Annotated in this window: 29 protein-coding genes; 11 read left to right on the forward strand and 18 right to left on the reverse strand. The window is 59.6% G+C overall.

The annotated features are described in order from the left end of the window. Positions 1-141: 141 nt before the first annotated feature. Positions 142-822: a sugar transferase gene (locus CFBP4996_RS16110; protein WP_003523803.1), complete on the reverse strand. Its 681-nt coding sequence runs from the start codon at positions 820-822 to the stop codon at positions 142-144. 619 nt (positions 823-1,441) lie between these two features. Beyond that, positions 1,442-1,990: a cupin domain-containing protein gene (locus tag CFBP4996_RS16115; protein ID WP_003523802.1), complete on the reverse strand. Its 549-nt coding sequence runs from the start codon at positions 1,988-1,990 to the stop codon at positions 1,442-1,444. A 145-nt stretch (positions 1,991-2,135) separates the two neighbouring features. Here CFBP4996_RS16115 and aptA point away from each other — a divergent pair, with 145 nt between their 5' ends. Then, positions 2,136-3,470 carry an omega-aminotransferase AptA gene (gene aptA / locus CFBP4996_RS16120; RefSeq protein WP_059758580.1) on the forward strand — a complete coding sequence of 445 codons (1,335 nt, stop codon included), beginning with the start codon at positions 2,136-2,138 and terminating at the stop codon, positions 3,468-3,470. A 52-nt stretch (positions 3,471-3,522) separates the two neighbouring features. On the opposite strand, the gene CFBP4996_RS16125 is transcribed toward aptA, so the two are convergent. From CFBP4996_RS16125 to CFBP4996_RS16135, 3 genes are all read right to left on the reverse strand, one after another. Further along, positions 3,523-4,308, reverse strand: a complete 786-nt coding sequence (locus CFBP4996_RS16125) for a L,D-transpeptidase (RefSeq protein WP_080854554.1) — start codon at positions 4,306-4,308, stop codon at positions 3,523-3,525. A gap of 19 nt (positions 4,309-4,327) precedes the next feature. Beyond that, positions 4,328-5,383 (reverse strand): L,D-transpeptidase family protein, encoded by a 1,056-nt coding sequence (locus CFBP4996_RS16130; protein ID WP_162936098.1) that lies wholly within the window; start codon positions 5,381-5,383, stop codon positions 4,328-4,330. Between the two features lie 205 nt (positions 5,384-5,588). Beyond that, positions 5,589-5,972, reverse strand: a complete 384-nt coding sequence (locus CFBP4996_RS16135; protein WP_162936097.1) for a hypothetical protein — start codon at positions 5,970-5,972, stop codon at positions 5,589-5,591. A 97-nt stretch (positions 5,973-6,069) separates the two neighbouring features. Here CFBP4996_RS16135 and CFBP4996_RS16140 point away from each other — a divergent pair, with 97 nt between their 5' ends. Next, positions 6,070-6,651, forward strand: a complete 582-nt coding sequence (locus CFBP4996_RS16140) for a DNA-3-methyladenine glycosylase (RefSeq protein ID WP_080854552.1) — start codon at positions 6,070-6,072, stop codon at positions 6,649-6,651. Here CFBP4996_RS16140 and CFBP4996_RS16145 read toward each other — a convergent pair. The 3 genes from CFBP4996_RS16145 to CFBP4996_RS16155 form a co-directional block, all read right to left on the reverse strand. Continuing rightward, a complete protein-coding gene (locus tag CFBP4996_RS16145) occupies positions 6,620-6,814 on the reverse strand; it encodes a hypothetical protein (protein WP_080854899.1) in 195 nt (64 codons plus the stop codon). The genes CFBP4996_RS16140 and CFBP4996_RS16145 overlap by 32 nt on opposite strands. Positions 6,815-7,043: 229 nt before the next feature. Beyond that, a complete protein-coding gene (locus CFBP4996_RS16150; RefSeq protein ID WP_003523793.1) occupies positions 7,044-7,241 on the reverse strand; it encodes a hypothetical protein in 198 nt (65 codons plus the stop codon). Between the two features lie 174 nt (positions 7,242-7,415). Continuing rightward, positions 7,416-8,429: a substrate-binding domain-containing protein gene (locus CFBP4996_RS16155; protein ID WP_020811486.1), complete on the reverse strand. Its 1,014-nt coding sequence runs from the start codon at positions 8,427-8,429 to the stop codon at positions 7,416-7,418. 268 nt (positions 8,430-8,697) lie between these two features. Between CFBP4996_RS16155 and CFBP4996_RS16160 the strand changes: the two genes are divergently transcribed. The 6 genes from CFBP4996_RS16160 to CFBP4996_RS16185 all read left to right on the forward strand — a co-directional run bounded on the left by CFBP4996_RS16160 (position 8,698) and on the right by CFBP4996_RS16185 (position 14,770). Further along, complete coding sequence (locus CFBP4996_RS16160; protein WP_065656297.1) at positions 8,698-9,963, forward strand: ABC transporter substrate-binding protein; 1,266 nt, start codon at positions 8,698-8,700, stop codon at positions 9,961-9,963. A 64-nt stretch (positions 9,964-10,027) separates the two neighbouring features. Then, on the forward strand, positions 10,028-11,002 hold the full coding sequence (locus CFBP4996_RS16165) for a carbohydrate ABC transporter permease (RefSeq protein ID WP_059758565.1): 975 nt from the start codon (positions 10,028-10,030) through the stop codon (positions 11,000-11,002). Continuing rightward, a complete protein-coding gene (locus tag CFBP4996_RS16170; RefSeq protein ID WP_003523786.1) occupies positions 10,999-11,832 on the forward strand; it encodes a carbohydrate ABC transporter permease in 834 nt (277 codons plus the stop codon). The genes CFBP4996_RS16165 and CFBP4996_RS16170 overlap by 4 nt, the downstream gene beginning before the upstream one ends. A 10-nt stretch (positions 11,833-11,842) precedes the next feature. Then, the gene (locus CFBP4996_RS16175; protein WP_080854551.1) at positions 11,843-12,871 is read left to right on the forward strand and encodes an ABC transporter ATP-binding protein; all 1,029 of its coding nucleotides are present in this window, start codon (positions 11,843-11,845) and stop codon (positions 12,869-12,871) included. 57 nt (positions 12,872-12,928) lie between these two features. After that, positions 12,929-13,714, forward strand: coding sequence for a ThuA domain-containing protein (locus CFBP4996_RS16180; protein WP_046801358.1), 786 nt, complete (start codon positions 12,929-12,931; stop codon positions 13,712-13,714). Positions 13,715-13,720: 6 nt separating this feature from the next. Beyond that, positions 13,721-14,770, forward strand: a complete 1,050-nt coding sequence (locus CFBP4996_RS16185) for a Gfo/Idh/MocA family protein (protein ID WP_080854550.1) — start codon at positions 13,721-13,723, stop codon at positions 14,768-14,770. 193 nt (positions 14,771-14,963) lie between these two features. Here the strand turns inward: CFBP4996_RS16185 and queE are convergent, their stop codons facing one another. The 3 genes from queE to queC are packed head-to-tail and all read right to left on the reverse strand — an operon-like array spanning position 14,964 to position 16,782. Further along, complete coding sequence (queE, locus tag CFBP4996_RS16190) at positions 14,964-15,719, reverse strand: 7-carboxy-7-deazaguanine synthase QueE (RefSeq protein ID WP_080854549.1); 756 nt, start codon at positions 15,717-15,719, stop codon at positions 14,964-14,966. After that, positions 15,716-16,072, reverse strand: a complete 357-nt coding sequence (gene queD, locus CFBP4996_RS16195; RefSeq protein ID WP_080854548.1) for a 6-carboxytetrahydropterin synthase QueD — start codon at positions 16,070-16,072, stop codon at positions 15,716-15,718. Before queD ends, queE begins: the two co-directional genes overlap by 4 nt. Continuing rightward, positions 16,072-16,782, reverse strand: coding sequence for a 7-cyano-7-deazaguanine synthase QueC (gene queC, locus CFBP4996_RS16200; protein WP_080854547.1), 711 nt, complete (start codon positions 16,780-16,782; stop codon positions 16,072-16,074). The genes queD and queC overlap by 1 nt, the downstream gene beginning before the upstream one ends. A 224-nt stretch (positions 16,783-17,006) precedes the next feature. On the opposite strand from queC, the gene CFBP4996_RS16205 reads away from it, so the two are divergent. Then, the gene (locus CFBP4996_RS16205) at positions 17,007-17,144 is read left to right on the forward strand and encodes a hypothetical protein (protein ID WP_162934174.1); all 138 of its coding nucleotides are present in this window, start codon (positions 17,007-17,009) and stop codon (positions 17,142-17,144) included. Further along, a complete protein-coding gene (locus tag CFBP4996_RS16210) occupies positions 17,137-17,307 on the forward strand; it encodes a hypothetical protein (RefSeq protein WP_020811473.1) in 171 nt (56 codons plus the stop codon). Before CFBP4996_RS16205 ends, CFBP4996_RS16210 begins: the two co-directional genes overlap by 8 nt. 97 nt (positions 17,308-17,404) lie before the next feature. Here the strand turns inward: CFBP4996_RS16210 and CFBP4996_RS16215 are convergent, their stop codons facing one another. The 6 genes from CFBP4996_RS16215 to CFBP4996_RS16240 all read right to left on the reverse strand — a co-directional run bounded on the left by CFBP4996_RS16215 (position 17,405) and on the right by CFBP4996_RS16240 (position 23,692). After that, on the reverse strand, positions 17,405-18,538 hold the full coding sequence (locus tag CFBP4996_RS16215; protein WP_080854546.1) for a Gfo/Idh/MocA family protein: 1,134 nt from the start codon (positions 18,536-18,538) through the stop codon (positions 17,405-17,407). A 23-nt stretch (positions 18,539-18,561) separates the two neighbouring features. Then, positions 18,562-19,326: a sugar phosphate isomerase/epimerase family protein gene (locus CFBP4996_RS16220; RefSeq protein ID WP_080854545.1), complete on the reverse strand. Its 765-nt coding sequence runs from the start codon at positions 19,324-19,326 to the stop codon at positions 18,562-18,564. 59 nt (positions 19,327-19,385) lie between these two features. Beyond that, positions 19,386-20,474, reverse strand: a complete 1,089-nt coding sequence (locus tag CFBP4996_RS16225) for an ABC transporter ATP-binding protein (RefSeq protein ID WP_080854898.1) — start codon at positions 20,472-20,474, stop codon at positions 19,386-19,388. Between the two features lie 5 nt (positions 20,475-20,479). Next, positions 20,480-21,421 (reverse strand): carbohydrate ABC transporter permease, encoded by a 942-nt coding sequence (locus CFBP4996_RS16230; protein ID WP_003525110.1) that lies wholly within the window; start codon positions 21,419-21,421, stop codon positions 20,480-20,482. Further along, positions 21,414-22,316: a carbohydrate ABC transporter permease gene (locus tag CFBP4996_RS16235; protein ID WP_080854544.1), complete on the reverse strand. Its 903-nt coding sequence runs from the start codon at positions 22,314-22,316 to the stop codon at positions 21,414-21,416. The genes CFBP4996_RS16230 and CFBP4996_RS16235 overlap by 8 nt, the downstream gene beginning before the upstream one ends. A gap of 143 nt (positions 22,317-22,459) precedes the next feature. Next, the gene (locus tag CFBP4996_RS16240; RefSeq protein ID WP_080854543.1) at positions 22,460-23,692 is read right to left on the reverse strand and encodes an ABC transporter substrate-binding protein; all 1,233 of its coding nucleotides are present in this window, start codon (positions 23,690-23,692) and stop codon (positions 22,460-22,462) included. 221 nt (positions 23,693-23,913) lie between these two features. Here CFBP4996_RS16240 and CFBP4996_RS16245 point away from each other — a divergent pair, with 221 nt between their 5' ends. Beyond that, complete coding sequence (locus tag CFBP4996_RS16245; protein ID WP_080854542.1) at positions 23,914-24,636, forward strand: CPBP family intramembrane glutamic endopeptidase; 723 nt, start codon at positions 23,914-23,916, stop codon at positions 24,634-24,636. 66 nt (positions 24,637-24,702) lie between these two features. Here CFBP4996_RS16245 and CFBP4996_RS16250 read toward each other — a convergent pair whose 3' ends face one another. Then, positions 24,703-26,133 (reverse strand): mannose-1-phosphate guanylyltransferase/mannose-6-phosphate isomerase, encoded by a 1,431-nt coding sequence (locus tag CFBP4996_RS16250; RefSeq protein WP_080854541.1) that lies wholly within the window; start codon positions 26,131-26,133, stop codon positions 24,703-24,705. Positions 26,134-26,342: the final 209 nt, after the last annotated feature.

Raw genomic sequence — 26,342 nt, forward strand, 5'->3', positions numbered from 1 at the left:
CTGGGCAAGGCCGGCTGCACAGCGCCGCGAAAAGCGGCCGGTATGATTAGCACCAATGACGCACCCAAAGACCGGACTTGGGATCCCGGTCGGGGTGCGTGTCGAAACGAAGATCGATAAAGCCGAACTCAATATCGGTTTTCAGTAGCTTCCGCGTGAAAGGCACACGGCGGGAATGGTCTTGACGATGATGAAGACATCCTGCCGCATCGACCAGTTCTGCACATAGTGCGTGTCGAAAGCGACGCGGGTCTTGTAAGATACGTCGTTGCGGCCGCTGATCTGCCACAGGCCGGTCAGGCCAGGGCGGGTGCTGAGATAATAAGCGGCAGCGCTTTCATAGTAGCTCAGTTCCTCATCGACGACCGGGCGTGGGCCAACCACGCTCATTTCGCCGCGAATGATGTTGAGGAGCTGCGGCAGTTCGTCGAGCGAGAGCTTGCGCAGCACGGCGCCGACAGCGGTAACACGCGGGTCGTTCTTGAGCTTGCGGGTGGCGCGCCATTCTTCGGCGGCTTCCGGATTGGCGGCAAGATATTGCCGCAGAATCTCATCGCCGTTCATCGCCATCGTCCTGAATTTCAAGCAATGGAAATAGCGGCCATTATGTCCCACACGCCGGTGGCCATAAAAGATCGGGCCGGGATCAGACAATTTCACCAGCGCGGCGATCAACAGGAATATCGGGCTGAAGATGAGCAGCGCAAGCGCAGCCGATGTCATATCGAAGCTGCGTTTTGCGATGCCCCCGATAGGGAAACTGACATCGAAGTCTTCGGAGCTGCTGAGTGTCTGTTCAGCCGATTGGGTCGCGGACTTCATAGAGAGAACTCCATTTATGTTTTGCGATTGGTCGGTGCCCGGAGGCGCGTCTTTCCGTCTAAAAGAGATAACAAGTCTGTGTTCGGAATTTGATGCTAATGGATTTTTTGTAAGGCACATTGGCCATGACCGTCTATGCGATTTCTTGCGCGAGCGGCCGATCAACGTCCGGGCAATATTAACGGTTGCATAAAAAAGCAACAAATGTGCCGACGGCCATGTGTTGAGAGCATGGGTACCGCCCCGGCATGTATTGGGTTTTGTGCCAGCGACAGTCTTTTCTTATGTGTTTCTTATGACTTGGCGAGATGAGACAGGAACGTTAAGAACAGCCCCGTCTGTAACAGAATATAAAAATTTTTTGCATCGCAGCAAGATTGTGGCAATGCATATAAAATTTGACATATCCGTAGGGATTTTTTTGCCTGACATTGCCAGGCCGCCAAGAAAAAGCGATGGAAAAATTGCTAAAAGGGCGCAAACACGGCAAAAGAGTGGCGAGAAACTGCATTCTAGTCATGGCAGCCACGCAAAATTGCCGTAGCTGCCGGCCATTTTTTACCGAATTGCCCCGACTTGACCGTTCTAAGAGCGTTACGAGGCGCAAAAACCGCTGGAATCAGAAGGTTGGCGGTGTGCAGGCGCTGATGACCTCACAGGGCACGGGACCGACGCAACGGAAACGATGCGGCCTGCGGCTTTCGAAATAATAGGCATCCCCCGGCCCGAGCACCCGTCTCTCCTCATCGACCGTCACCTCCAGCCGTCCGGAGAGGATGATTCCTCCTTCCTCGCCATCGTGAACCAGCGGCACCTTGCCGGTGTCCGCTCCCGGCTGGTAGCATTCCTTGAGGATTTGCAGGCTGCGGCCGAAGACATTCTCACCCACCTGCCGGAAGGAGATCGGCCCCTTGCCGATTTCAACCAATTCATCCGCCCGGTAAAAAGCCTTACGGCTCGTCTCCGGCTCGAAAGCGAAAAACTCGGCAAGGCCGATCGGTATGCCGTCAAGAATGCGCTTCAGCGCGCCGACGGAAGGGTTCGAGGTATTGGATTCGATCAGAGAAATCGTCGAATTGGTGACACCGGCACGCCTCGCCAGTTCCCGCTGGGAAATATTGTGGCGCAGCCGCAAATGGCGCAAACGCCCGCCTATATCCACCGACATGCCTGAGCCCCCGTTGCCCTTGTTCGAAATATCGAAAACCCGAGTTCAGGCCTATAGCATTTTCAATGGCTTGGCCACAGAGAGAAAAGGGCTTGTTCAGTCGCGAAAATAGCATTCAATCACCGGCAACGAACAGGAGACCACCATGGACAACCCGAGCCGATCCAATTCCACCTCTCTCGACAGCTACTGGATGCCGTTTACCGCCAACCGGCAGTTCAAGGCCAATCCCCGCCTGCTGACGAGCGCCGAAGGCATGTATTACACCAGCAATGACGGCCGCCAGGTTCTCGACGGCACGGCTGGCCTTTGGTGCGTCAATGCCGGCCACGGCCGCCAGCAGATCGCGTCTGCCGTCAAGCACCAGCTTTCGACGATGGATTACGCGCCCTCCTTCCAGATGGGCCACCCGGTTGCCTTTGAATTCGCCGAGCGGCTGGCGGAGATTGCGCCCGGCCCGGAAGGTGCGAAACTGGACCGTGTCTTCTATACGGGCTCCGGGTCGGAATCGGTCGATACGGCGCTGAAGATCGCCATCGCCTATCAGCGCGCCATCGGCCAGGGCACCCGCAGCCGGTTGATCGGTCGTGAGCGCGGTTATCATGGCGTTGGTTTCGGCGGCATCTCCGTGGGCGGCCTCGTCAACAACCGTCGCGTTTTCCCGCAAATCCCCGCAGACCACCTGCGTCATACCCATGATCCGGCGAAGAACAGCTTCGTGAAGGGCCAGCCCGAGCACGGCGCCGAGCTTGCGGACGATCTGGAACGTCTGGTCGCCCTGCATGGCGCGGAAACCATCGCAGCCTGCATCGTCGAACCGGTCGCCGGCTCCACCGGCGTGCTGGTGCCGCCGAAGGGTTATCTGGAGCGCCTGCGCGCCATCTGCGACAAGCACGGCATCCTCTTGATCTTCGATGAGGTCATCACCGGTTTCGGCCGCATGGGCTCCACCTTCGCCACCAACTATTTCGGCGTTACGCCCGATATCGTCACCACCGCCAAGGGACTGACCAACGGCGCAATCCCGATGGGCGCGGTCTTCACCAGCCGCAAGGTGCACGATGCGCTGATGCATGGGCCGGAAAACCAGATCGAGCTGTTCCACGGCTATACCTATTCCGGTCACCCCGTCGCCTGCGCCGCCGGTATCGCGACGCTCGATATCTATCGCGATGAGGGCCTTTTCACCCGCGCGGCCGAATTGCAGGATGTCTGGCACGACGCCATCCATTCCCTGAAGGGCCTGCCGAACGTCATCGATATCCGCACCATCGGCTTTATCGCCGGCATCGAGCTGCAATCGCGCGACGGTGCTGCTGGCGCACGCGCCTATGATGTCTTCGTGGATTGCTTCGAGCGCGGCCTGCTTATTCGCGTTACCGGCGACATCATCGCCCTTTCGCCGCCGCTGATCGCCGAAAAATCCCATTTCGACGATATCGTCTCGATCCTCGGCGATGCGCTGAAGCGCGCGCAGTAAAGACCATGCAAACAAAAAGGCCGCGCCTGGAAGCGCGGCCTTTTTTACCTTGTCAGTAGGCCTGCATCGGTTGCGAGAGGCCGTCGCCGATCACGCCGTTACCATATTGCGCCACGGGCACACCTTCCTGGCCAATCGGCGCGCCCTGCTGTGCGGGGCCGAGCGCCGTCACCACGATCGGCGTGCCATCGGGCACACGGTTATAAAGGTCGATGATATCCTGGTTCAACAGGCGCACGCAGCCGGAGGATACCGACTTGCCGATGGTCCACCATTCCGGCGAGCCGTGCAGGCGGTAGATCGTGTCCTTGCCATCCTTGAAGATATAGAGCGCACGCGCACCGAGCGGGTTCTTGAGGCCCGGCTCCATGCCGCCATTGCGGCTGCTATAGGGTTCCAGTTCCGGCTGGCGCGCGATCATCTCATCGGGCGGCGTCCAGCGCGGCCATTGCCGCTTATACTGGATGACGCCGCGACCGGCCCATTCAAAGCCCGCGCGGCCGAGGCCGACGCCATAACGCATGGCCTGATTGTTCTCATAGGTGAGATAGAGGAAATGATTGGCGGTATCGACAACGATGACGCCGGGGCGTTCACCCGTCGGGTTCGCCACCATCTGCCGCAGGAACTGACGCGGAATCCGCTTGTAGGGGATTTCCGGCAGCGGGAACTGCTCGTCCGGCTTGGGGCCGTACATCAGGGCATACATCGGATCGTCAGCGGGTGCTGCAGGCCGGGCGGCCTCACGCGCGGTTGTGTTGCAGCCCGCAAGGCCGGCAAGCGCCAGTCCACCTGCTCCAAGCAGGAAACCCCGCCGGGTCGTCGTCGTCTCGTTCAATTGAAAAACCTCATTTACGTCATCTCACGCCGGCAAAGGGATCTGCCAGCGCCGCCTCTGGGCGGCTGATAGGGTACTTCGTGCCGGAAACCTGCGATGCCATGGCCTTGGCGCCGTTCGATTTCAAAATGGCCCGGAAGCTCGGATGCATACCGCCGTCTACATACGCGCTGAGCGGGCTGGAAGTTCCCTCACTCATGGCGGCGGCAAATTTTTGTTGCTCTTCGGCCAGTTTCGAAGCCACCAGCGGATCCTGCTGGTTGATGGCCGGCGGGCAGGCCGCCAGCGGATCGGCAGGCTCGCCTTCGGCAAATTCACTGTTGAAGACATAACGACGGCCGCAGACGGAAACCTTGGGCTGCCGGCGCGTCACTTCGAAATAGTCGTAGCCTTCCTTCAGCGTCTTCCAGAACGGCATGTTGGGGTCGTCCCGATGTGCCACCATGTTCCTTGCGCTCATGCGGAAGGGATAGGCCTGCACCTGAAAGCGGTCCTGCCCGCCCTGAAGCGCACGCGCGACGATGGCGTAAATCTCGCCCACCTGGGCATCCGTCATGGCATAGCAGCCCGAAGAGGAGCAGGCGCCATGCACCATCAGCGCCTCACCGGTGTAACCGAGCGCCGATTCCAGCCGGTTGGGATAACCGAGATTGAAGGAGACGTAATATTGTGAGTTCGGGTTCAGCATGCCGGCCGAGACATGATAAAAACCTTCGGGCGCCTGCCGGTCGCCCGTCTTCATCTTGGGGCCGAGCTTTCCGGACCAGCGGCACATGGGATAGGCCTTGAGCAACGCGTAATTTCCGGCCTTGTCGACCTTCCAGACCTCAAGCTCGCTTTCCTGCTTGAAAATGCGAACGAGGACAGGGCTTTCCGGGCGCATGCTCTTGGCCGACATCTGCGCCATCATCTTGGACGACAGTTTCGGCGGGTCTTTCTTGACGCTATCGAGCCCCATGGAAGTGCACGCGGCAAGGCTGCCACCGATCGCAAAGATCGCAGCCATTCTTGCCCCTGCCCTTACCTTTCGCCGCAACCCCGCAACCGCGAAATCCAGCAATGCCTGCATGCCCATGGATCGTTCTGCCCGCCTGATTTGCCCGCCTTTCCGGCAGACGCTTAACTATCGAAGGTGGCCACAACACGGCAACCTCGCCCATGGACAAAGTCTCGTGAACAGACGTTACCCATTCGTTAATCATAAGGACACAAGCCCGTGAGGAGCTTGCAATCCTTGCGCCAATGCCGGAACCGGGCGTGATGTGCTCCTGAAACAAATGTCACGACCCTGCTTTTCGGGAGGCGATCGAAGTGACCGTCGCCGAGACGGGGTCGCTCGCCGGAAAACTGTCCTCAAGCCCCTCTTCCAGTTCTTCCTCCAGAACCGCGCGATCCCTGGCGGTGCGGGCGCTCGCCAGCCCGTGCGGCCCCTCCTCCTGCGCCGTTCCGAGAGCGGAAAATTGCGAAGGCGCATCCGCACCATGGCGCGTTCCGAACGCGGTCAGTTGCACCATCACCGCGCTCGCCCGCTTGATGGCCTCGGCATCGTCGATCCCTTCAAGACCGTCGGCGAGGCGAACCGAGACCTGCTCGCCGTCGTTGCCGACGAACTCGACGGAGATAACCCCGTTATTGCGTTTTACATAGGTCGTCGAAAGTTGCATGACATGCCCTCCGGCTTGGAAAGCACCGGTACGAATCCGATGCTGGAAAACGGTTAGAACCTGAATTCACAACGACGGCAGAGCGGAAGGGTTCCAGATGGATCAGGCCTTTGGCCCGGAAATGCAGGAGAGTTTCTTCCTGCACGATGCGCTGGATGTGGCCCGCGCCCTCATCGGCGCGGAGTTCCGCATCGGCAATACCGGCGGCATCATCGTGGAGACCGAAGCCTATCATCCGGACGACCCAGCATCCCACAGTTTCAACGGGCAGACCCCGCGCAACAGGGCAATGTTCGGCCCGGCCGGCCGTCTTTATGTCTACCGGTCCTATGGTATTCACTGGTGCGCCAACTTTGTCTGCGCCCCGGGTTCCGCCGTGCTTCTGCGCGCCATCGAACCCCTGACCGGCATAGACATGATGAAACTGCGACGGGGAACTGACAAGCCGAAACTTCTCTGCTCAGGTCCGGGCAGGCTCTGTCAAGCGCTGGCGATTACGGGGGAGATGGACGGCGCGCCGTTGAACGCAGCGCCGTTTTTCCTGCGGTTGCCGAAAGAAGCCGCCGCCGTCACCAGCGGCAGACGAATCGGCATCAGCCGCGCGACGGAATATCCGTGGCGCTTCGGGCTCAAGGGCTCGGCTTTCGTCAGCAAGAAATTCGAGAACGGAGAGGCATAAAAGACGAGAGCACCTTTGGCGGCCCGTCATTTTCGTCGGGGTTGGGTGTCGGCGCCTCGTCCGGCAACCGGTCAGGTTCCGGCTCTTCCACCGGCGGAATATCCGGCTGCGGCGGCACGGGCATCGGCGGTTCGGGATAGGGTTCGACGGGAACGGCTGGCATCGCGGCCTCCTGATAAACACGCTTTGCCACAATCGGCACAAGCTGCGTTTTTATCTCGTGGGACAGCGCCTTTGCGCTGTCGCCAATCAGGCGGCGCAACACCCAATTCGCCCATCGGTCAAATGCCGGTCAGGTCCCTTCGGTCCGGTTGCGCCGCCCTGCGGGTCGTACAGGGAAAACGCGGGCACGGCCTGTCCGTTCCGTTTTTTAGGAAGGTTTTTGCGATGGCTCAGGCGAAACCGAGCGCGCTGCGGGAAATATCGCGATTTTCGCAATAGTCGCGGGAGTGGGCCTCGTGACCATGCTCGCGAGCGGTCGAACGGTTAAGTTCCGGGCTCGGAACGTTGAGCAGCGCATCGGCATAGGTGCCGGTCGCCTCGACATCATCGATCACAGTCTGCTGTTGCGGTTTTAAAAATTCAAACATCCGTCCACCTCCTTCGACACGTCCCCTCAACGCGCCGGCCCGGGTCCTGTTCCATAACGCCCGTGACTGTTCCGATTATACATGAGACGGCGCGGACGTATAGATGACGAAAGGCGAACGTTATCAACTGACGTTCACAAAATGGAGTGGAATCAGTGAGCTATGCCGACAAGTTCAGGCAGGGCCGACCGATTCCCGCAAGATCAGCTCGACCGGCCACAATTCCTGAACCTCGCGGACGGGACGGCCGCCGATGATTTGCAAAAGCAGGTCCGTCACCCGCATGCCCGCCATGCGCATGGGCGAGCGGGTGGTGGAAAGCGGCGGCATCATGCTTTCCGGCGTAAGGTAAGGAAACACGTCGTCATGGGCGATGACGGAGACATCCCTGCCGATCGTCAGCCCCATCTGCGTCGCGGCGCGATAGACACCCTGCGCCGTCATCATTGCACCCGCCACAAAGGCCGTTGGGCGCGGCGTCTGTTCCAGCAGCGAGCGGGCGAAACGAAAGGCCGTCTCTTCGCTGAAGTGCTCGTTCATCATGAAACGCGGATCCGGCGTAATGCCGTGCGTCGCCAGCGCCTCGCGAAAACCCTGCTCGCGGTCCTGCACGAAGGTGCGGCCGACCGGACCATTGATAAGGGCGATGCGCCTGTGTCCGCGCTCCAGAAAATGAATCGTCGGACGATAGGTGACGTCGTGATTGTCGATATCGAGCCAGGCATGTTCGAAAGGCGTCTTTGAGCGGCCATGCACGATGAAGGGCACGCCCAACCGGTTGAGCAGCGCGATACGCTCATCCTCGGGGCGGGGGGAATGCACGATGATGCCATCCACCCGGCCGCTCGACGCCAGCCGGCTGAAAATCGCCAGTTCCTCATCGAGATTATTGTCGACGGTGACGCTGACGAGAATGTCGGTCTCTTCCCGTTCCAGCCGGGTCGCCATGCCGCCCATGAATTCGGAAAAGAAATGCCCGCCGCCCGATCGGCCCATGACAACGCCGATGGCGCCTGCCCTGCCCGTCGCCAGCCTGACAGCGTTTGCATTCGGCCGGTAGCCGTATTTCAGCGCAGCCTCCATCACCCGCTGGCGCGTTTCCTCGCGCACCTCGGGGTAGCCGCCCAGCGCCCGGCTGACGGTGGTGGGCGAGAGCCCGACTTTCTCTGCGAATTCCTTGAGCTTCATAATTTTTTGCCAATTTGCCCCTGCATGCGTCGCCGCCGCGGATTTTTCAAGCCGACAAAAATTGAAAACGATTTCAATTTTCCCCACCTGAAACCTTACAGTTGATCATTCCCAAAGGCAAACGCCGAAAAATTGCAGGCGAAAACAGCCGATTTCCGGAGGATTAGAAAGAGTATTGACAGATTGCTCGGCTTTTGAGAGCCTCGCGTCAGTCAAAAGCGCTTTCAATTTTGAGGACAATCGGAAGCGTCAACGGAGGAGTTTGACAATGAATATTTCCATGAAGACTTTGTTCCTGTGCGGAGTGGCGTTTTCCGCCGCCGTTTCGGCCGAGGCGGCCGAGCTTTCCATCGCCGCCAATTCGACCGGCAAGAACGTCGCGTTCTTCCGCGAACGGATCGCCGCCTTCGAGAAAGAGACCGGTCACAAGGTCAATCTCGTCACCATGCCGTCATCGTCCAGCGAACAGTTCAGCCAGTACCGGCTGTGGCTTGCCGCCGGCAACAAGGATGTCGACGTCTACCAGACGGACGTGATCTGGGCGCCACAGTTGGCCGACCAGTTCGTGGATCTGACCGCAGCGACAAAGGATGTCATCGGCGATCATTTCCCTTCCATTGTCGCCTCGCAGACGGTTGACGGCAAGCTCGTCGCCATGCCGATGTTCACCGACGCGCCGGCGCTCTTCTACCGCAAGGACCTTCTGGAAAAATATGGCAAGCAGCCGCCGAAGACCTGGAAGGAACTGAGCGAGACCGCCAAGGAAATCCAGGACAAGGAGCGCGAAGGCGGACAGAAGGACCTCTGGGGCTTCGTTTTCCAGGGCAGCGCCTATGAGGGCCTGACCTGCAACGCGCTGGAATGGATCGCTTCCGCCGGCGGCGGCCATATTGTCGAGACCAACGGCGATATCTCCGTCAACAATGAGAAGGCCGCAGCCGCCATCGAAACCGCCAAGGGCTGGGTCGGCACCATCGCGCCGCAGGGCGTACTCGCTTATAAGGAAGAGGAAGCGCGCGGCGTCTGGCAAACCGGCAATTCCGTCTTCATGCGCAACTGGCCTTATGCATATGCACTGGGTAATGGCGACGACAGCGCCATCAAGGGCAAGTTCGGCGTCACCCCGCTGCCAGCTGGCGCGGAAGGCGAAGCCCCTGCTTCGACACTCGGCGGCTGGAATCTCGCCGTTTCGAAATATTCCGACGATCAGGAAGCGGCCATTCAGCTCGTGAAATTCCTGGCGTCGAAAGACACCCAGAAGATGCGCGCGATCCAGCTCTCCAACATGCCGACGATCGCATCCCTCTACGACGACAAGGATGTCGCCGCCGCGCAGCCCTTCATGCCGACATGGAAGCCGATCTTCCAGACCGCCGTTCCCCGTCCTTCCGCCTCGGCGAAGGTGAAGTATAACGAGGTTTCCGCCAAGTTCTGGGGCGCGGTGCACAACACGCTCTCCGGCAACGGCACGGCGGCTGAAAATCTCGAACTTCTCGAGGTTGAACTGACCGATCTCAAAGGCAACGGCTGGTAATCCGGCCCGCGCGGGAGGCGGTCTCGCCTGATCGTTTCCCGCGCCCCAACCGCGAGATATCCCCATGAACGACATAGCCCTTCAAAGACCGGTCGCGGCATCCGGCACCGGCTCCGACCTGCAGTCGGAACGACTGAAATCTGCCTGGCTGTTCCTTGCCCCCACATTTCTGGTGCTGGCGCTGGTGGCGGGCTGGCCGCTGGTGCGCACCGTGTGGTTCAGCCTCACCGACGCCTCGCTCACCAATCTCGACGGGGCGCAGTTCGTCGGCCTCAAGAACTACCTCACCTGGATCACGCTCAGCAGCGGCCGCACCATCTATCGCGGCCTGCTTGCCGATCCCGCATGGTGGGGCGCGGTTCTCAACACCCTCAAATTTACCATCCTTTCCGTCAGCTTCGAAACCGTGCTCGGTCTCATCGTCGCGCTGGTGCTGAATGCCGAATTCAAGGGACGCGGCCTCGTGCGCGCCGCGATCCTCGTGCCCTGGGCCATTCCCACCATCGTTTCGGCGCAGATGTGGGCGTGGATGCTGAACGACCAGTTCGGCATATTGAACGACCTGTTCCTCAATCTCGGGCTGATCTCCAGCAAGATCGCCTGGACTGCCAATCCCGAGACCGCGATGATCGCCGTGCTGATCGTCGATATCTGGAAGACCACGCCCTTCATGGCGCTGCTCATTCTCGCCGGCCTGCAAATGGTGCCGAAGGACATGTATGAGGCGGCAAAGGTGGATGGCATTCATCCCGTCAAGGTATTCTTCCGCGTCACTTTGCCGATGATCCGCCCGGCCCTCATGGTCGCCGTCATCTTCCGCATGCTGGATGCGATGCGCGTCTTCGACCTCATCTATATCCTGACGCCCAACAACGCCCAGACCCGCACCATGTCGGTGCTGGCGCGCGAGAACCTGTTCGATTTCGACAAGTTCTCCTACGGTGCTGCAGCCTCCACCATGCTGTTCCTCATCATCGCCTCGATCACCGTCATCTACATGTGGCTCGGGCGCGTCAACACCGATGGAGCCGCGCGATGACCCTGCCAAGCATCCTGAAAACCACCGCTTTTTATGCGCTGGTCGCCATCATCATGGTGATTTCGGTATTCCCTTTCTATTATGCGATCCTGACGAGCCTGAAATCCGGCTCGGCGCTGTTCCAGGTCAATTATTGGCCGCGTGATTTCTCGCTGACCAATTACAGCTTCGTCATCGGCAACGGCACTTTCCTGCGCAATCTCGGCAATTCGCTGTTCGTTGCATCTTCCGTCGTCATACTCTCGCTGTTCCTTGCGGTAACGGCGTCCTATGCTCTTGCCCGCGTCCGCTTCCGGGGTCGCGCGCTGCTTCTGCTCACCATCCTGTCGGTTTCGATGTTCCCGCAGATCGCCGTTCTCGCCGGCCTGTTCGAACTGATCCGCTGGGCGGGCATCTTCAACACGCCGCTCGCGCTGATCTTTTCCTACATGATCTTCACCCTGCCCTTCACGGTCTGGGTGCTGACAACCTTCATGCGTGACCTGCCGATCGAGATCGAGGAAGCGGCTATCGTCGATGGTGCAACGCCGTGGGTCATCATCACCCAGGTGTTCATGCCGCTGATGTGGCCGGCACTCGTCACGACAGGGCTTCTCGCCTTCATCGCGGCGTGGAACGAGTTCCTCTTTGCGCTCACCTTCACCTCATCGAACGAGCAGCGCACGGTGCCTGTCGCCATCGCGCTTCTGTCGGGCGGCTCGCAGTTCGAAATCCCCTGGGGAACGATCATGGCCGCATCCGTCATCGTCACCGCACCCCTCGTTGTCCTCGTTCTGATCTTCCAGCGACGCATCATCTCCGGCCTCACCGCCGGCGGCGTCAAAGGCTAGGAGAAAACAAATGACCACCATTCAACTGCGCGATCTTCGCAAATCCTTCGGCGCCTTCGATGTCATCAAGGGCATCGACATGGACATCCGCTCCGGCGAATTCATGGTCTTCGTTGGACCTTCCGGCTGCGGCAAGTCCACGCTTTTGCGCCTCATCTGCGGGCTGGAGGAAATTACCGGCGGCACGCTTTCCTTCGACAGCGAGACGGTGAACCGCCTGCCGCCCGCCAAGCGTGGCGTCGCCATGGTCTTCCAGTCCTATGCGCTTTATCCGCATATGACCGTGTTCGAAAACATGGCCTTCGGCATGAAACTGTCAGGCGCGGACAAGGAACAGCGCAGGAAGCGCGTCGAAGCCGCCGCCGAGATGCTGCAGCTCACGCCCTATCTGGAACGTCTGCCGAAGCAGCTTTCCGGCGGCCAGCGCCAGCGTGTCGCCATCGGCCGCGCCATCGTGCGCGATCCGAAGGTCTTCCTGTTCGACGAACCGCTCTCCAACCTCGATGCGGCATTGCGCGTCGCCACGCGTCTCGAAATCGCCAAGCTGCATCGCTCGATGCATGACACGACGATGATCTACGTCACCCACGACCAGGTGGAGGCGATGACGCTCGCCGACCGTATCTGTGTGCTGCGTGACGGCCGGGTCGAGCAGATCGGCACGCCGCTGGAGCTTTACGAAAGTCCGGTCAACACCTTCGTCGCCGGCTTCATCGGCTCTCCGAAGATGAATTTCCTCACCGGCAAATATGCGGAGGCCGAAGGGGCGAAAACCATCGGCATCCGTCCTGAACACATCACCATCGCCACCGATGGCAGCGGCTGGAGCGGCGAGATCGTGCATTCGGAAATGCTGGGATCGGACAGCTACATCTATGTCGAGATCGGCGCGGATGAACCCGTCGTCGTTCGTGAAGAGGGCGTGACCGGCCGCACGGCCGGTGAACGCATCGCCATCGCGCCGGATGCGACGCAGATACATCGTTTCGACGCCGAGGGCCGGGCGCTTGCCCGCAACCCTGCCCGGGGTGCCGCCTGAACATTCAACTTTCGCCGGGCTCACCCAAGGTCCCGGCTTTCACCGAGGAGCATGACAATGACCATCAACACCGTTGTATGGGGCGAAAATATCCACGAACACATCAATGAGACGGTGCGTTCGATCTATCCGAACGGCATGCACAACACCATTGCCGACGCGCTGAACCAGAATCCTGAGATCAACGCCACCACCGCCACGCTGCAGGAGCCGGAACACGGGCTTTCGCAGGAGCGCCTCGACAAGACCGACGTTCTCGTCTGGTGGGGCCACAAGGACCATGGCGCGGTGCAGGACGAGATCGTCGAGCGTGTCGCCAAGCGCGTCTGGGAAGGCATGGGCCTCATCGTCCTGCATTCCGGCCATTTCTCCAAGCCGTTCAAACGCCTGATGGGCACGCCCTGCGCGCTGAAATGGCGTGAGGCGGGTGAACGCGAGCGCCTGTGGACCATCAATCCGCGCCACCCGATCGCCGCCGGCCTGCCGGAACATTTCGAGCTGGAAAACGAGGAAATGTATGGCGAGCAATTTTCCGTGCCGGAGCCTCTGGAAACCGTCTTCATCTCCTGGTTCCAGGGCGGCGAAGTCTTCCGGTCCGGTCTCACCTGGCGTCGCGGTGCGGGCAATATTTTCTATTTCCGCCCCGGCCACGAGACCTATCCGACCTATCACGACGCCAATGTCCAGAAGGTCATCAGCAACTCGGTGAAATGGGCCTATAATCCCGTTGGCGCACTGAAAAGCATTCACGACGCCCCTAATGTTCCCGTAGACAAGGCTCTGGAGCCCATCGAAGAACGCGGCCCCAAGCTGCACAAGGCAGGCGAAGCAGGTTACAGGTAACAAGCCATGAGACTTCTCATTCTCGGAACCGGCGGCATGGCCAACAACCATGCCACATATTTCTCTGAAATCCCCGGCGTCGAACTCGTCGCAGCGGTGGATGTGGACGATGTGGTGGTGCGGGGCTTTGCGCTGCGCCACAGCATTCCGCTCTCCTTCACCTCGCTGGATGATGCGATTGCTTGGGGTGAATTCGACGCGGCGGCAAATGTCACGCCGGACGCGATCCACCATCCCACCAGCCTGAAGCTTCTGGCGGCCGGCAAACATGTCTTCTGCGAAAAGCCGCTGGCGGAAAACTACGCCAAGGCCGCCGAAATGGCCGATGCCGCCGAAAAGGCCGGCCTCGTCGCCATGGTCAACCTCACCTATCGCAACGTCGCACCCTTGCAGGCGGCGCGCGAGATGGTGCTAGCCGGCAAGATCGGCAAGGTGCGACATCTCGAAGCCTCCTATCTCCAGAGCTGGCTCGTTTCCAAAGCCTGGGGCGACTGGATGACGGAGAGCAAGTGGCTGTGGCGGCTTTCCACCAAGCATGGCTCGAACGGTGTGCTGGGCGATGTCGGCATCCACATTCTCGACTTCGCTTCCTATGGCGCGGGCAGCGATGTGGAGCGCATCTTCACGCGGCTGAAGACCTTCGACAAATATGAAGGCAACAAGATCGGCGTCTACGACCTCGATGCCAATGACAGCTTCACGATGACCGCCGAACTGGAAAACGGCGCCATGGGCGTCATCCACGCCAGCCGCTGGGCGACGGGGCATCTGAACGAACTTCGCCTGCGCATCCATGGCGACAAGGGCGCATTGGAAGTGATCCACACGCCGGATTATTCCAGCCTGCGCGCCTGCATCGGCGAGGATGTGGAAAAGGCGATCTGGAAGACAATCGATGTCGACCCCGTGGCAACGAATTACGAAAAATTCGCCAGGGCCGTCATGGAAGGCGGCCCCGCCGATCCGGATTTCCGTCATGCGGCCAATCTGCAGAAGGTGCTCGATCTGTCGATCATCGCGGATCGGGAGAGGCGCGAGCTGGCCGTTTCGGCCTGATTTGCGAAAGTGCGGCGGCACAAGCCGCCGCATGGATTGCTGCAAAGGGCTCCTCGCTCTCCGTCACCCCGGACTTGATCCGGGGTCCAGCGCGATCAAGTCTTTGATCGCAATAGACTCTTTTCACGGCTCAGACGCGCCGTGGCTGGATGCCGGATCAAGTCCGGCATGACGGAGGGAGCTTATAACTGCCTCAAACCCCGCGCTTATTCCCCCACAACAGCACATGAAGCTGCGGCAGCACCCGGGCGGAAAACCAGCGATCTTCGCTGACCTTGCCCACCAGCCACAACATCCGGTCCATCACCCCATCGATATCCACACGTGCATCGTCGTCATCGGGCGGCGGCGGGGTGTGGTTGCCGGGCTGGAGATAGACCGGCAGATGCGGGAAACGCGCGGATGCCGCCTTGGCATAGGCATAATCCGCATCGTCGAACACCACGATCTTCAGCGCCACCTGCGGTCCATCGCCGGCGGCGGCAAGACAGTCTTCGAAGGCCTGCCAGTCCGTTTCCATGCCGCTCGATGGCGGCTTGGGGCTCAGCACCAGATGGTCGAGAGCAGCAAACCAGTCTTTGGCGATGCTGCCCTGCGTTTCCAGCGCGAAACGATACCCCTCGCCCTGCCCCTTCGCGATCAAGGCCGCGAACGGTTGAATGGCCGGATTGCCGCCTGAGAGCGAGACCGTCAGCGGCACGCCGCCGGAAAGCCGTCGCACCTCCTGCCAGATCACCTCGACCGGCATCGGTTTCCACGTGTCGCGGTACTCGCTGTCAACGGCATGCAGCGTATCGCACCAGGAGCAGCGGTAATCGCAGCCGCCGGTACGCACGAAGACTGTCGGCAGACCGATCAACACGCCTTCGCCCTGAATGGTCGGTCCGAAGATTTCGCTGATGCGGATCGTGGTTTCCTTCGCTGCAATCTTGTGTGCAGCCGCCGTCATGGCCGGTATTCCGCCCAGGTCTTGGCGGTTTCGCTGACGCGCACGGCGCTGGTTTCCGGCAGGCGGCCCTTGCACCAGTCATAAAAATGCTTCGCCAGGCATTCCGCCGTCACCCGGTCATGGCCGAGAACGTCGTTCAGGTGGCGATGGTCGAAATGATCGTCGATATAACGCTTCAGCGGTGCAAGCTCGTGATAGTCGCGCACGAAACCATGCTCGTTCAACGCTTCGCCCGCAAGCTCGATCTCGACGATGTAATTATGCCCGTGGAGGCGATTGCACTGGTGATCCGACGGCAGGCTTTTCAACTGGTGCGAGGCGGAGAAGTGAAATTCCTTGGTGATGCGGAACATCAGCGCACCTCCTGCGCCGCATAGGCATGGGTGGCCGCCACCCAGAAATCCGGGTCCTCATAGTCGGTCGGATCGGTGACACCGGCCAGATGAAAGGCCTCGCGCCGTTCCACGCAGGTGCCGCAGCGGCCGCAGTGGCGCAAGCCGCCCTTGTAACAGGACCATGTTTCGCCAAAGGGCGTGCCGTATTTCGCACCATCGGTCACGATCGCCGCCTTGGAAACGGTGACATAGGGGGCAAAGAGCTTGACGTCGGCATAACCTTCCAGCGCATGCGCCTGCATGGCGTTGAAACTGTCGATAAAGCCCGGCCGGCAATCGGGATAAATGAAGTGATCGCCGCCATGCACGGCAATCGCCACCGCATCCGCCTGCTGCGCGGCGGCCAGCCCGAATGCGATGGTGAGCATGATGGCGTTGCGGTTCGGCACCACGGTGGAGCGCATGGTCTCTTCCGCATAATGCCCGTCCGGCACCTCCACGTCATCGGTTAGCGCCGAACCGGTGAGATGGGCGCCGATGGTTCTGATATCGATGACATGATGCGGCACGCCGAGACGCCTTGCGCAATCGGCCGCGTATTCCAGCTCCTTCCTGTGGCGCTGGCCATAATCGAAGGAGACGAGAGCGAGAAGTTCGTGTTCCGCCGCGATTTTATGCGCAAGCGAAACGGAGTCCAATCCGCCGGAGCAGATGACGATGGTTTTCATAATTTGGGATCCCTTGTTTTGACCGGGTGGGCTGCGACCGGATTACGGGGAGCGGCTTTAAACCAAACCGACGGGCTTGTGAAGGGCCTTGCGGAAATCGCGCAAAGCCGCGCCATCACGAAAATGCCCCGCGGCAGCAACAAGACGAAACAATCGGGACATATGCGGGAAACCGGCACGATTTAGAACGATGCAAAATCTGCTGTTTTTGAAGGGTCTTGCCAATGGTGGCGGCTGATACATTTCTGTTTTCGCTGAGCAACCTCAGCTCTCTCGGCACCGGCCTGCTGATGGCGATGGCGGGCATGCTTTATGTCACGCTCACCATTCGCGGGCTGATCACCGCCATACGCCATGGATAGAGCACTCGAGCCGAAACGTCACCGGTTCAGGCGCAATCTCACAACCGGCCTCCTCGTCGCTTCTGCAGCGCTCGTCACCGCCACCGGCATAGCTTCGTTCGTGTTCCTGATCTGGATGGTCAGGACCGTTGCGCGCTGGCTGGGTCTTTTTGTCGGCCTATGAAAATCTGATGAACACGCGACGCTCGCCACTAAATGGCTGAGCGGAAAAGGCCCGGCGAACTGGCAGTGCGCCGGGCCTTTTTTCGTTGGCTTTGGGCTCAGCGCAGCAGCGCCTGCGCCTCCTCGATACCGAGTGCTGCCGGCTGGGTGCAGGTCGTCGTCATTTCGATGAAACGGCCCTCCTCCCCGGATTTGAGGATCGAGGTCATCACATCGATGCCGTGCAATGAGCGGTCAAGTGAGCAGCGGGCATCACGCCCCTCCAAAATCGCAATAGCCATATCGGCAAGGCCCGCCGTGCGGTAATTGGCGCGCGGGCCATTGGGGCTTTCCTGATTGGCGATGCCGAAAGGATGCGCCCAGTCTTCCAGCGGCTGGATGTTCTTGTCCCGCCCGCTCGCTTCCACCACACCGCCGAAGAAGTTCGGGTCCGGCACGTAGATCGAGCCTTCCGTGCCATAGAGCTCCATATTGGCGTGGCGATGCGACCAGACATCCCAGCTTGCCGAAAGCGTGATCGTCGCACCGTTCACGAATTCCAGAAGGGCATGAATATTGGTCGGTGTTTCAACTGGGATGATTTCGCCGTTCAGCGGCTGGCTGGTCACCGTACGGGTCGGATTGGCCATGGTTGTCAGCGCGCCGACGCGCTTCACCGGACCGATGAGGTTGATGAGATTGGCGACGTAATAGGGGCCGAGATCGAGGATCGGCCCGCCGCCCTTCAGGAAGAAGAAGCCCGGGTTCGGGTGCCACATTTCCATGCCGGGGCTCATCACATGGCAGGTGCCGGAAGTGATGCGCCCGACCTTGCCGTCATCGATATATTGCCGGGCAAGCTGATGCGCGCCGCCAAGGAAGGTATCCGGCGCGCAGCCGACGGAGAGGTTCTTCTCCCGGGCGATGCGCCGCAGCTCCTCGCCTTCCTCCAGCGAAAGCACCAGCGGCTTTTCCGAATAGACGTGCTTGCCCGCCTCAAGGGCGGCTTTCGACACCGGAAAATGCGCGGCGGGAATGGTGAGGTTCACCACCACATCGATATCCTTGTTGGCGAGCAGTTCCTCGATGGACTGCGCGACAACACCGAATTCTTCCGCCCTCAGCTCCGCCGCATTGCGGTTGAGGTCGGCGCAGGCAAGCACCTTGATGCCCTTGAAGAGCGGTGCCAGCGAGAAATAAGCAGACGAGATATTGCCGCATCCGATGATGCCGACGCCAAGATCCCTGGCCATGATGCAAACTCCGAAATTGAAACTTAGTAGGTTTTGAAAGATGCGATCGAGCGGGTTATCAGCCGGTCGATATCCTTCGGGTTGTCGTGCTCAACCACAAAATGTTTCGTGGCGGATTTCGCCTTCAGCGCCGCGACGAGGCCCTTCCAGTCAACTGTACCGTGGCCGACATCGGCCCAGCCATCCTCATCCGCATTCTCGCCTGCTGGTGCGATATCCTTCACATGTACCGCAGTAATGCGTTTGCCATAGCTTTCGATCCATGCAAGCGGATCGGCATTACCTCTGATAATCCAGGCGATATCCGCCTCCCATTTCAAATCCGGCCCACCGGCAAATATCTGCTCCTGCGGTGTGGAGCCATCGCCAAGCGTCTTGAACTCGAAATCATGGTTATGCCAGCCGAAGGTCAGCCCTGCATCCACGAAGGGCTTTCCGGCTTCCTGCAGGCGCTTGCCGAAAGCAAACCAGCCTGCGGCATCTGTAGGGCGCTGGTCAGGCATCAGATAAGGGCAATAGATCGCCTCCACGCCCAGAACCCTGGCAATATTGAGCGCCTTTTTCGGATCGCCTTCCAGAAGATCAAGGCCGAAATGACCGGTCGGCATGGCAAGGCCATTGGCGTCGAGTTCGGCGCGCAGGCCTTTCAAACCGGCGTCATCCAGCGAAGCGTACATCGCGCCATAACCTTCGACATGTTTATAACCCGCCGCCGAAAGCTTCTTCAGAATATTGGAAAAAGGCTGGAAATTACGGGCGCTGTAAAGCTGGAAACCGAGTTCTGTCATTGTCTCCTCCATAGAGATCTGGGTCTTGGGATTGTGTGTGGGGGTAAATCGAAGCTGTTCTAGAGCCGGTCCTCGCTTTGCGCGTCGAACAGTGAGGCCATCGTCATGTCGAGACCGAGGCGCACCTTGGTGCCGGGTGAAAACCGCCTGTGACCGCCGACACGCACGGACATGGTATACCCGGCATGTTTCAGCCAGATCAGATTGTCCGCACCCATCGGTTCTTCGATATCGACCACCGCCTCATGCACTTCGCCGCCAACGATATCGGCATCGACGCGCACATGTTCGGGGCGGACACCCAGAACCACGGCACGGCCGGCGGCGAGCGTCGTTTCCGGATGATAACCGTCCAGCGCGAAAGTCACGCCATTGGTGGTGAAGACCACCTTGCCGTCCTTTTCGATCAACTCGCCGCGCAGGAAATTCATCGACGGCGAGCCGATGAAACCGGCAACGAAGAGGTTTCGCGGCTTGTTGTAGATAGTGACAGGATCGGCGAGCTGCTGGATGACGCCGCTTTTCATGATGGCGATGCGATCCGCCAGCGTCAGCGCCTCGATCTGGTCATGCGTCACATAGATCATGGTGTTCTTCAGCGACTGGTGCAGCCGCTTGATTTCGACGCGCAGTTCCGAGCGCAGCTTGGCATCGAGGTTGGAGAGCGGCTCGTCGAACAGGAAAACATCCACATCCCGCACCAGCGCCCGGCCGATGGCCACGCGCTGACGCTGGCCGCCGGAAAGCTCGGCGGGCTTGCGTTTCAGCAGCGGCTCGATCTGGAGTATGCCGGCCGCCCTTTTGACACGGCGGTCGATCTCCTCCTTCGGCACCTTGGCGACCTGAAGGCCGAAGGACAGGTTTTTCTCCACCGTCATCTGCGGATAAAGCGCATAGGACTGGAACACCATGCCAATGCCGCGATCCTTCGGCTCTTCCCAGGTGACGTTGCGGTCCTTGATGAAGATTTGTCCGTCGGTCGGCTCCAGAAGGCCGGCAATGCAATTGAGAAGGGTCGACTTGCCGCAGCCGGAAGAGCCGAGCAGCACGAGGAATTCGCCGTCGTAAATATCGAGATTGAGGTCTTTCAGCACGGTAACGGCGCCGAAGGACAGGGAAAGATCGCGAATGGAAACGCTTTTGTTCATATAGCTCAACCTTTTACTGCGCCAGCAGCAATGCCGCGGACGAAAAGCCTGCCGGAGACGAAATAAACGATCAGCGGCACGGCCCCGGTCAGAAGCGTGGCGGCCATGTTGACGTTATATTCCTTCACGCCCTGCACGGAGTTGACGATATTATTGAGCTGCACCGTCATCGGGTAATATTCCGGCCGCGTGAACACCACGCCGAACAGGAAGTCGTTCCAGATGCCGGTCACCTGCAGGATCATCGCGACAACGAAGATCGGCAGCGACATGGGCAGCATGATGCGGAAATAGATCTGCCAGAAATTGGCGCCATCGATGCGCGCCGCCTTGAAAAGTTCCTCCGGCAGCGAGGCGAAATAATTGCGGAACAGCAGCGTCAGGATCGGCATGCCGAAGATGGTGTGCACGATGACGAGGCCGGTCAGCGTGCCATAAACGCCCATTTCGCGCAGCACGATGACGATCGGATAGATCATCACCTGATAGGGAATGAAAGCCCCGATGATGAGGATCGAGAAGAACAGCTCCGATCCCTTGAACTTCCAGTTCGCCATGGCGTAGCCGCTGACGGAAGCGACGACGATCGAGATCACCACCGAAGGCACGAGGATGCGCACCGAATTCCAGAAGCCGCGTGAAAGCCCGTCGCAGTTCAAGCCCGTGCAGGCATTGGCCCAGGCCTTCACCCAGGGTTCGAAAGTGATTTCCACCGGCGGTGCAAAAATGTTGCCAAGCCGGATTTCCGGCATGCCCTTCAGCGAGGTGACGACCATTACGTAAAGCGGCAGCAGGTAATAGGCGGCAGCAACGAACAGCGTGCCGTAAAGAATGATGTTGCGGCGCGAAAAGGTTTTCCTCGGCTTTCTGCCGCGCGGGCCGGAAAGGTCTTTGGCAACCGCATCGGTGGCGGCCACGACCGTGTTTAATGTGCTGATATTAGCCACGCTTCTTGCCTCCGAATTCGAGGTAGGCCCATGGAATGATGATGATCGCAACCGTCAGAAGCATCATGGTCGAGGCCGCGAAACCCTGCCCCAGATTCTGCGCCTGAAACATATAGTCATAGACATATTTCGCCGGTACTTCGGACGCGATACCCGGCCCGCCGCTCGTTTGCGCCACCACCAGATCGTAAACCTTGACGATGCCGCTGGCGATGATGACCAGCGTGGTGATGAAGACCGGCCGCATCATGGGAATGATGATGAGAATATAAGTCTTCCACATCGGAATGCCGTCGACACGCGTCGCCTTCCAGATGTCCTCATCGATACCGCGAAGACCGGCCAGCATCAGGCACATGACGAGCCCCGTGCCCTGCCAGAGCGCCGCGATCAGAATGCCATAAATGACGATCTGGGAATTATAGAGCGGATCGAAGGTAAAGCTCTCCCAGCCCATCGAGCGAACCACGGACTGGATGCCGAATTCCGGGTTCAGCAGCCATTGCCAGACGAGGCCTGTGACAATGAAGGACAGGGCGAAAGGATAGAGGAAAATGGTGCGGAAGGTGTTTTCGAAACGGATTTTTTGATCCATCAGCGCCGCCAGCACGAAGCCTATGACGAGGCTGAAGATCAGCGACAAAATGCCGTAGATCGCCAGATTCTGGATGGACACGATCCAGCGTGGTGCTGCCCACAAACGCTCATATTGATCGAAACCGATGAAGCTCGCGCGCGGCAGAAGCTTTGAATTGGTGAAGGAATAAACCACGGTCCAGATCGTTCCGCCGAGGAAGATCACCATGGCGGTCAGTATCATGGGAATGGAGGCAATCTTGGAATTGAGATTGCGGAAAAGCTGGTTGGGGCGCCCCGAGCGCGCTTGACCTGCCATGTTACCTCCTCCTGTAACGTTACAGTCAACGGTCAGGCAAAAGCCTCACCGCATGAAACCCCTGCCCGTGCTGATGATTGTTGCACAGGCAGGACGCTGGAAAGGAAAGCGGCGAACCGCTTTCCCACCCGGAGAGATCACACTCAGTCCGCCGAACCGATAATGTCCGCGAAGCGCTTCTGCCCGTCTTCCGCCGACATCGAGCCCGCGAAGAATTCCGCCATCAGGTCTTCCTTCTGTTTCTGCGTATCGGCAGAAATCAGCTGGTCGGTGCTGGTCAGCGCATTGCCCTTGGCCAGAATTTCGAGACCCTTCTTCATGCAGTCATTGGCGGCGTTGAGATCGACGTCGCCACGGATCGGCAACGAACCCTTCTTGAGGTTGAAAGCAACCTGGGTTTTCGGATCGACGATGGTTTCGGCCAGCACATCCTGCGCCTTGGATTTCGCCTCATCCTTCAGGAGCGGGAAATAGAAAGCGTCGCCGCCGGTGGTGATGTAGTCGTTGAGGCCGAGACCCGGCAGGCAGGTGTAATCCGTGCCGGCCTTCTGGTTTGCAAGCTGGAACTCACCCTGCGCCCAGTCACCCATGATCTGCCCGCCAGCCTTGCCGGTGATGACCATGTTGGTGGCCTGGTTCCAGTCCTGAACATTGGTGCCCTTGGCCATATCGCGCGCCTCGACGGCAGCCGTGAAAATCTTCGCCATCTCGGGTCCGGCTGCCGCTTCGGCATCCTTGTCGCCATAGACTTTCTGATAAAGGTCCTTGCCGCCGATCGAAAGCGTCAGCGTGTCGAACAGGCCGTTGGCCTGCCATGCCTGCCCACCGAGCGCGAGCGGCTGGATGCCAGCCTTTTTCAGCGCCGGCGCGGCGGCAACGAATTCCGTCCAGTTCTTCGGAACTTCGACGCCCGCCTTCTTGAAGGCTTCATTGGAAAGCCACAGCCATTGCCAGGAATGGATGTTTACCGGCGCGCAGTAAATCTTGCCGTCGATAGTGCAGCTGTCGAGCAGGCTTGCCGGCTTGATGACGTCCTTCCAGTTGCCCTTTGCGGCAACATCGGACAGGTCGCGCATCAGGCCTGCCTGAACAAGCTCTTCCGCCTGACGACCGTGGTTGAACTGGGTCGCGCCCATCGGGTCGCCACCGGTGATGCGGCTGATCATGATCGGACGGGCCGTACCACCCGAACCGGCAATCGCGCCATCCACCCATTTGTTACCGGTTGCGTCGAAAGCCTTGGCCAATTCAGCCACCGCGGCGGCTTCGCCGCCCGATGTCCACCAATGGGTCACCTCAAGATCGGTGGCCCCGGCGATACCCGCCGGAATCATGACGCTGGCCAAAAAGGCCGCAGAAATAACACGCATTCGCATGAGTCTCCTCCCTCACTGAAACGTTGCAGTTGGAACGTATGCGAAGATTTTTGATTAGGCAACCGCCTAAAATACGAATCTCACAGCGCCCTCAGGAGGCATTTCGAACGATTGGAAAATGCGCCGGACAAGCTTGCGACACAGGGGATTGCGCTGCGTAATCCACACGCAATGCCAGTCGCTTACAAAACGTCGCAGCGAGGAAAACAGGTGAAGAGACTATGAAGCGCTGGCATATTCTTTTGGTCATTGGACTAGCCGGCGTCGCATCGCTTTTATTGGCGACATTTGAGCAGCTTGTACCGGGACAGCAACTTTCATTCGGAATGCGCCTGCTGATCCTCATCCAGCCGGCAATGCTGACCATTGCGGCGGTTGCAACAGGTCAGGCTCTGGCCGCAAAACTCGGACTTGGCGCGCCCTTGGTCGATAGCTGGCTGACGGGCGGCAACCCGCGAGCGGTGCTGCGAACACAGGTGCCGCCCGCGCTGGCGGTGGGCATTGCCGTCGGCCTGCTGATGATCGCCTATTCATCGGCGATCCTGCCAGCGGTCGCGGATGCGGCCGCCGTGGCAAAAATGACCGCTTTTAATGTCCCGCTGGTGACCCGGATTCTCTATGGCGGGATCACGGAAGAGCTATTGACCCGATGGGGCCTGATGTCGTTTTTCGCCTGGGCGTTCTGGCGCATGACAGGAAGAGGACAGATTCGACCGGTGATTTTGTGGGCCGCCATTCTTATGGCGGCGGCACTCTTCGCCTCAGGTCATCTGCCGTTTCTGTTTGCGATTGTCGCTCAGCCTCAAACGGCGCTGATCCTTGCAGTCCTGCTCACCAATTTCATTCCCGGCCTGCTGTTCGGATGGCTGTTCTGGCGTCGGGGGCTGGAGGCGGCGATGCTTTCCCATGCCCTTGCCCATTGCGTGAACGCGCTGATCGCCTGAGCCGAAAAAGCGAGCCGAACAACTATCCGCCTCACCTTCTCCAAACCTTAAGCGCTGGCGGCAATTCTATTGCCTTTTATAATCGTCCTCGATGCGGATGACATCGTCCTCGCCGATATAGGCTCCGGTCTGGATTTCGACCAGTTCGAGCGGGATCTGCCCCTCATTGGCAAGCCGGTGCGGCTGGCCGATCGGGATATAGACCGACTGGTTCTCCGTCAGCAACTTCGTCTCTTCGCCGATCGTCACCGTCGCCGTGCCCTTGACGACGATCCAGTGTTCCGAGCGGTGATAATGTTTCTGGAACGAGATGCGGTGGCCGGGATCGACCGTGATGTGGCCAACCCGGTAACGCTCGTCCACATACATGTGTTCGATATAACCCCAGGGGCGATAGACGCGCTTGTGGCTTTGCGTCTGCGGTGCGTGTTCGCCGTCCTTCAGCGTCTCCACCAGACCCTTCACATCCTGCACCCGGTTTTTCGGCACCACCAGGACCGCATCCTTGGTGGCCACCACCACCATGTCCTTCGCGCCCACCACCGTCGTCAGCAATTGCGTCGAATGGATGAGGCAGCCTTCGGAATCGATGAAGACGCCGTTGCCTTCCAGCGCATTGTCGTTGCCGCGCTTGTCGGCAATTTCCCAGATCGCGTCCCAGCTGCCGATATCCGACCAGCGGAAATGGCCATGCACCACCGCCATGCGTTTGGTCTTCTCGATCACCGCATAGTCGATGGAGTTCTTCGGCGAGGCCTCGAAGCTTGCCTGATGCAGGCGCACGAAACCGAGGTCGCTTTCATATTGCTCGACCGCCTGCGTCACCGCCGCAAGAATCTCCGGGGCGAAGGCCTTCAGTTCGGCGATCATCACATCGGAGCGGAACAGGAAGTTGCCGGAATTCCAGAGATAACCCTTTTCCAGATAGGAGATCGCCGTCTTCATATCCGGCTTTTCCACGAAGGCGTCGACGATGCTGAGGTCTTTTTCGCCATCGATCGCCTCGCCCGGCTTGATATAACCGTAGGAAGTGCGCGGTTCGGTCGGCACCAGGCCGAAGACGACGATATTGCCCTGATCGGCGGCTTTTGCGCCAAGCTTCACGGCGTCGGAGAACTTGTCGGCATCGAGCACCACATGATCGGCGGCAAGCGCCAGCACCAGGCATCTGGGCTCACGGCGCTCGGCCAGCACGGCGGCGGCGGCCATGGCGGCGGCGCTGTCGCGGCGGGCGGGCTCCAGCACCACGGTTGCCGGCAGATCGATCTCTTCGGCCTGACGGCGGGCGAAGAAACGGAAATCCTCATTGGTGATGACGAGCGGCTCGGCATAAAGGCCCTTGTCGCCCACCCGCTGCAGCGTCTGCTGATAGGTCGAAAGATTGCCGACCAGCGGCTGAAACTGCTTGGGCAACTGATCGCGCGATACCGGCCAAAGCCGCGAACCAGCACCGCCGGCCAGAAGAACCGGCGTGATCTTTCGAGAGTGTTCCTTCACAACAAAACCTTTCCAACTCTAAAAATTTCCCGGCGCGCCGGACAATATACATATTTCGAAATACCGCCATCATCGGTTCACGGGCGGACAAGCGCAAGCTCATAAATTCGCCTTGTGAAAGCTTGGTGAACGGCGGGGAGTATTTGCCGGCAGGCCCGTTTTCCTAACGCAAGGGGGAGTGCGAGGTTCCGCACGGAATGGCCGCTCCG

Source organism: Agrobacterium leguminum, from assembly GCF_005144435.2.
GTDB lineage: Bacteria > Pseudomonadota > Alphaproteobacteria > Rhizobiales > Rhizobiaceae > Agrobacterium > Agrobacterium leguminum.

Coding starts and splice junctions, on each gene's coding strand:
- CFBP4996_RS16110 (WP_003523803.1), bottom strand. CDS start 822: ATGAAGTCCGCGACCCAATCGGCTGAACAGACACTCAGCAGCTCCGAA.
- CFBP4996_RS16115 (WP_003523802.1), bottom strand. CDS start 1,990: ATGTCGGTGGATATAGGCGGGCGTTTGCGCCATTTGCGGCTGCGCCAC.
- aptA (WP_059758580.1), top strand. CDS start 2,136: ATGGACAACCCGAGCCGATCCAATTCCACCTCTCTCGACAGCTACTGG.
- CFBP4996_RS16130 (WP_162936098.1), bottom strand. CDS start 5,383: ATGGGCATGCAGGCATTGCTGGATTTCGCGGTTGCGGGGTTGCGGCGA.
- CFBP4996_RS16135 (WP_162936097.1), bottom strand. CDS start 5,972: ATGCAACTTTCGACGACCTATGTAAAACGCAATAACGGGGTTATCTCC.
- CFBP4996_RS16140 (WP_080854552.1), top strand. CDS start 6,070: ATGGATCAGGCCTTTGGCCCGGAAATGCAGGAGAGTTTCTTCCTGCAC.
- CFBP4996_RS16145 (WP_080854899.1), bottom strand. CDS start 6,814: ATGCCAGCCGTTCCCGTCGAACCCTATCCCGAACCGCCGATGCCCGTG.
- CFBP4996_RS16150 (WP_003523793.1), bottom strand. CDS start 7,241: ATGTTTGAATTTTTAAAACCGCAACAGCAGACTGTGATCGATGATGTC.
- CFBP4996_RS16155 (WP_020811486.1), bottom strand. CDS start 8,429: ATGAAGCTCAAGGAATTCGCAGAGAAAGTCGGGCTCTCGCCCACCACC.
- CFBP4996_RS16160 (WP_065656297.1), top strand. CDS start 8,698: ATGAATATTTCCATGAAGACTTTGTTCCTGTGCGGAGTGGCGTTTTCC.
- CFBP4996_RS16165 (WP_059758565.1), top strand. CDS start 10,028: ATGAACGACATAGCCCTTCAAAGACCGGTCGCGGCATCCGGCACCGGC.
- CFBP4996_RS16170 (WP_003523786.1), top strand. CDS start 10,999: ATGACCCTGCCAAGCATCCTGAAAACCACCGCTTTTTATGCGCTGGTC.
- CFBP4996_RS16175 (WP_080854551.1), top strand. CDS start 11,843: ATGACCACCATTCAACTGCGCGATCTTCGCAAATCCTTCGGCGCCTTC.
- CFBP4996_RS16180 (WP_046801358.1), top strand. CDS start 12,929: ATGACCATCAACACCGTTGTATGGGGCGAAAATATCCACGAACACATC.
- CFBP4996_RS16185 (WP_080854550.1), top strand. CDS start 13,721: ATGAGACTTCTCATTCTCGGAACCGGCGGCATGGCCAACAACCATGCC.
- queE (WP_080854549.1), bottom strand. CDS start 15,719: ATGACGGCGGCTGCACACAAGATTGCAGCGAAGGAAACCACGATCCGC.
- queD (WP_080854548.1), bottom strand. CDS start 16,072: ATGTTCCGCATCACCAAGGAATTTCACTTCTCCGCCTCGCACCAGTTG.
- queC (WP_080854547.1), bottom strand. CDS start 16,782: ATGAAAACCATCGTCATCTGCTCCGGCGGATTGGACTCCGTTTCGCTT.
- CFBP4996_RS16205 (WP_162934174.1), top strand. CDS start 17,007: ATGGTGGCGGCTGATACATTTCTGTTTTCGCTGAGCAACCTCAGCTCT.
- CFBP4996_RS16210 (WP_020811473.1), top strand. CDS start 17,137: ATGGATAGAGCACTCGAGCCGAAACGTCACCGGTTCAGGCGCAATCTC.
- CFBP4996_RS16215 (WP_080854546.1), bottom strand. CDS start 18,538: ATGGCCAGGGATCTTGGCGTCGGCATCATCGGATGCGGCAATATCTCG.
- CFBP4996_RS16220 (WP_080854545.1), bottom strand. CDS start 19,326: ATGACAGAACTCGGTTTCCAGCTTTACAGCGCCCGTAATTTCCAGCCT.
- CFBP4996_RS16225 (WP_080854898.1), bottom strand. CDS start 20,474: ATGAACAAAAGCGTTTCCATTCGCGATCTTTCCCTGTCCTTCGGCGCC.
- CFBP4996_RS16235 (WP_080854544.1), bottom strand. CDS start 22,316: ATGGCAGGTCAAGCGCGCTCGGGGCGCCCCAACCAGCTTTTCCGCAAT.
- CFBP4996_RS16240 (WP_080854543.1), bottom strand. CDS start 23,692: ATGCGAATGCGTGTTATTTCTGCGGCCTTTTTGGCCAGCGTCATGATT.
- CFBP4996_RS16245 (WP_080854542.1), top strand. CDS start 23,914: ATGAAGCGCTGGCATATTCTTTTGGTCATTGGACTAGCCGGCGTCGCA.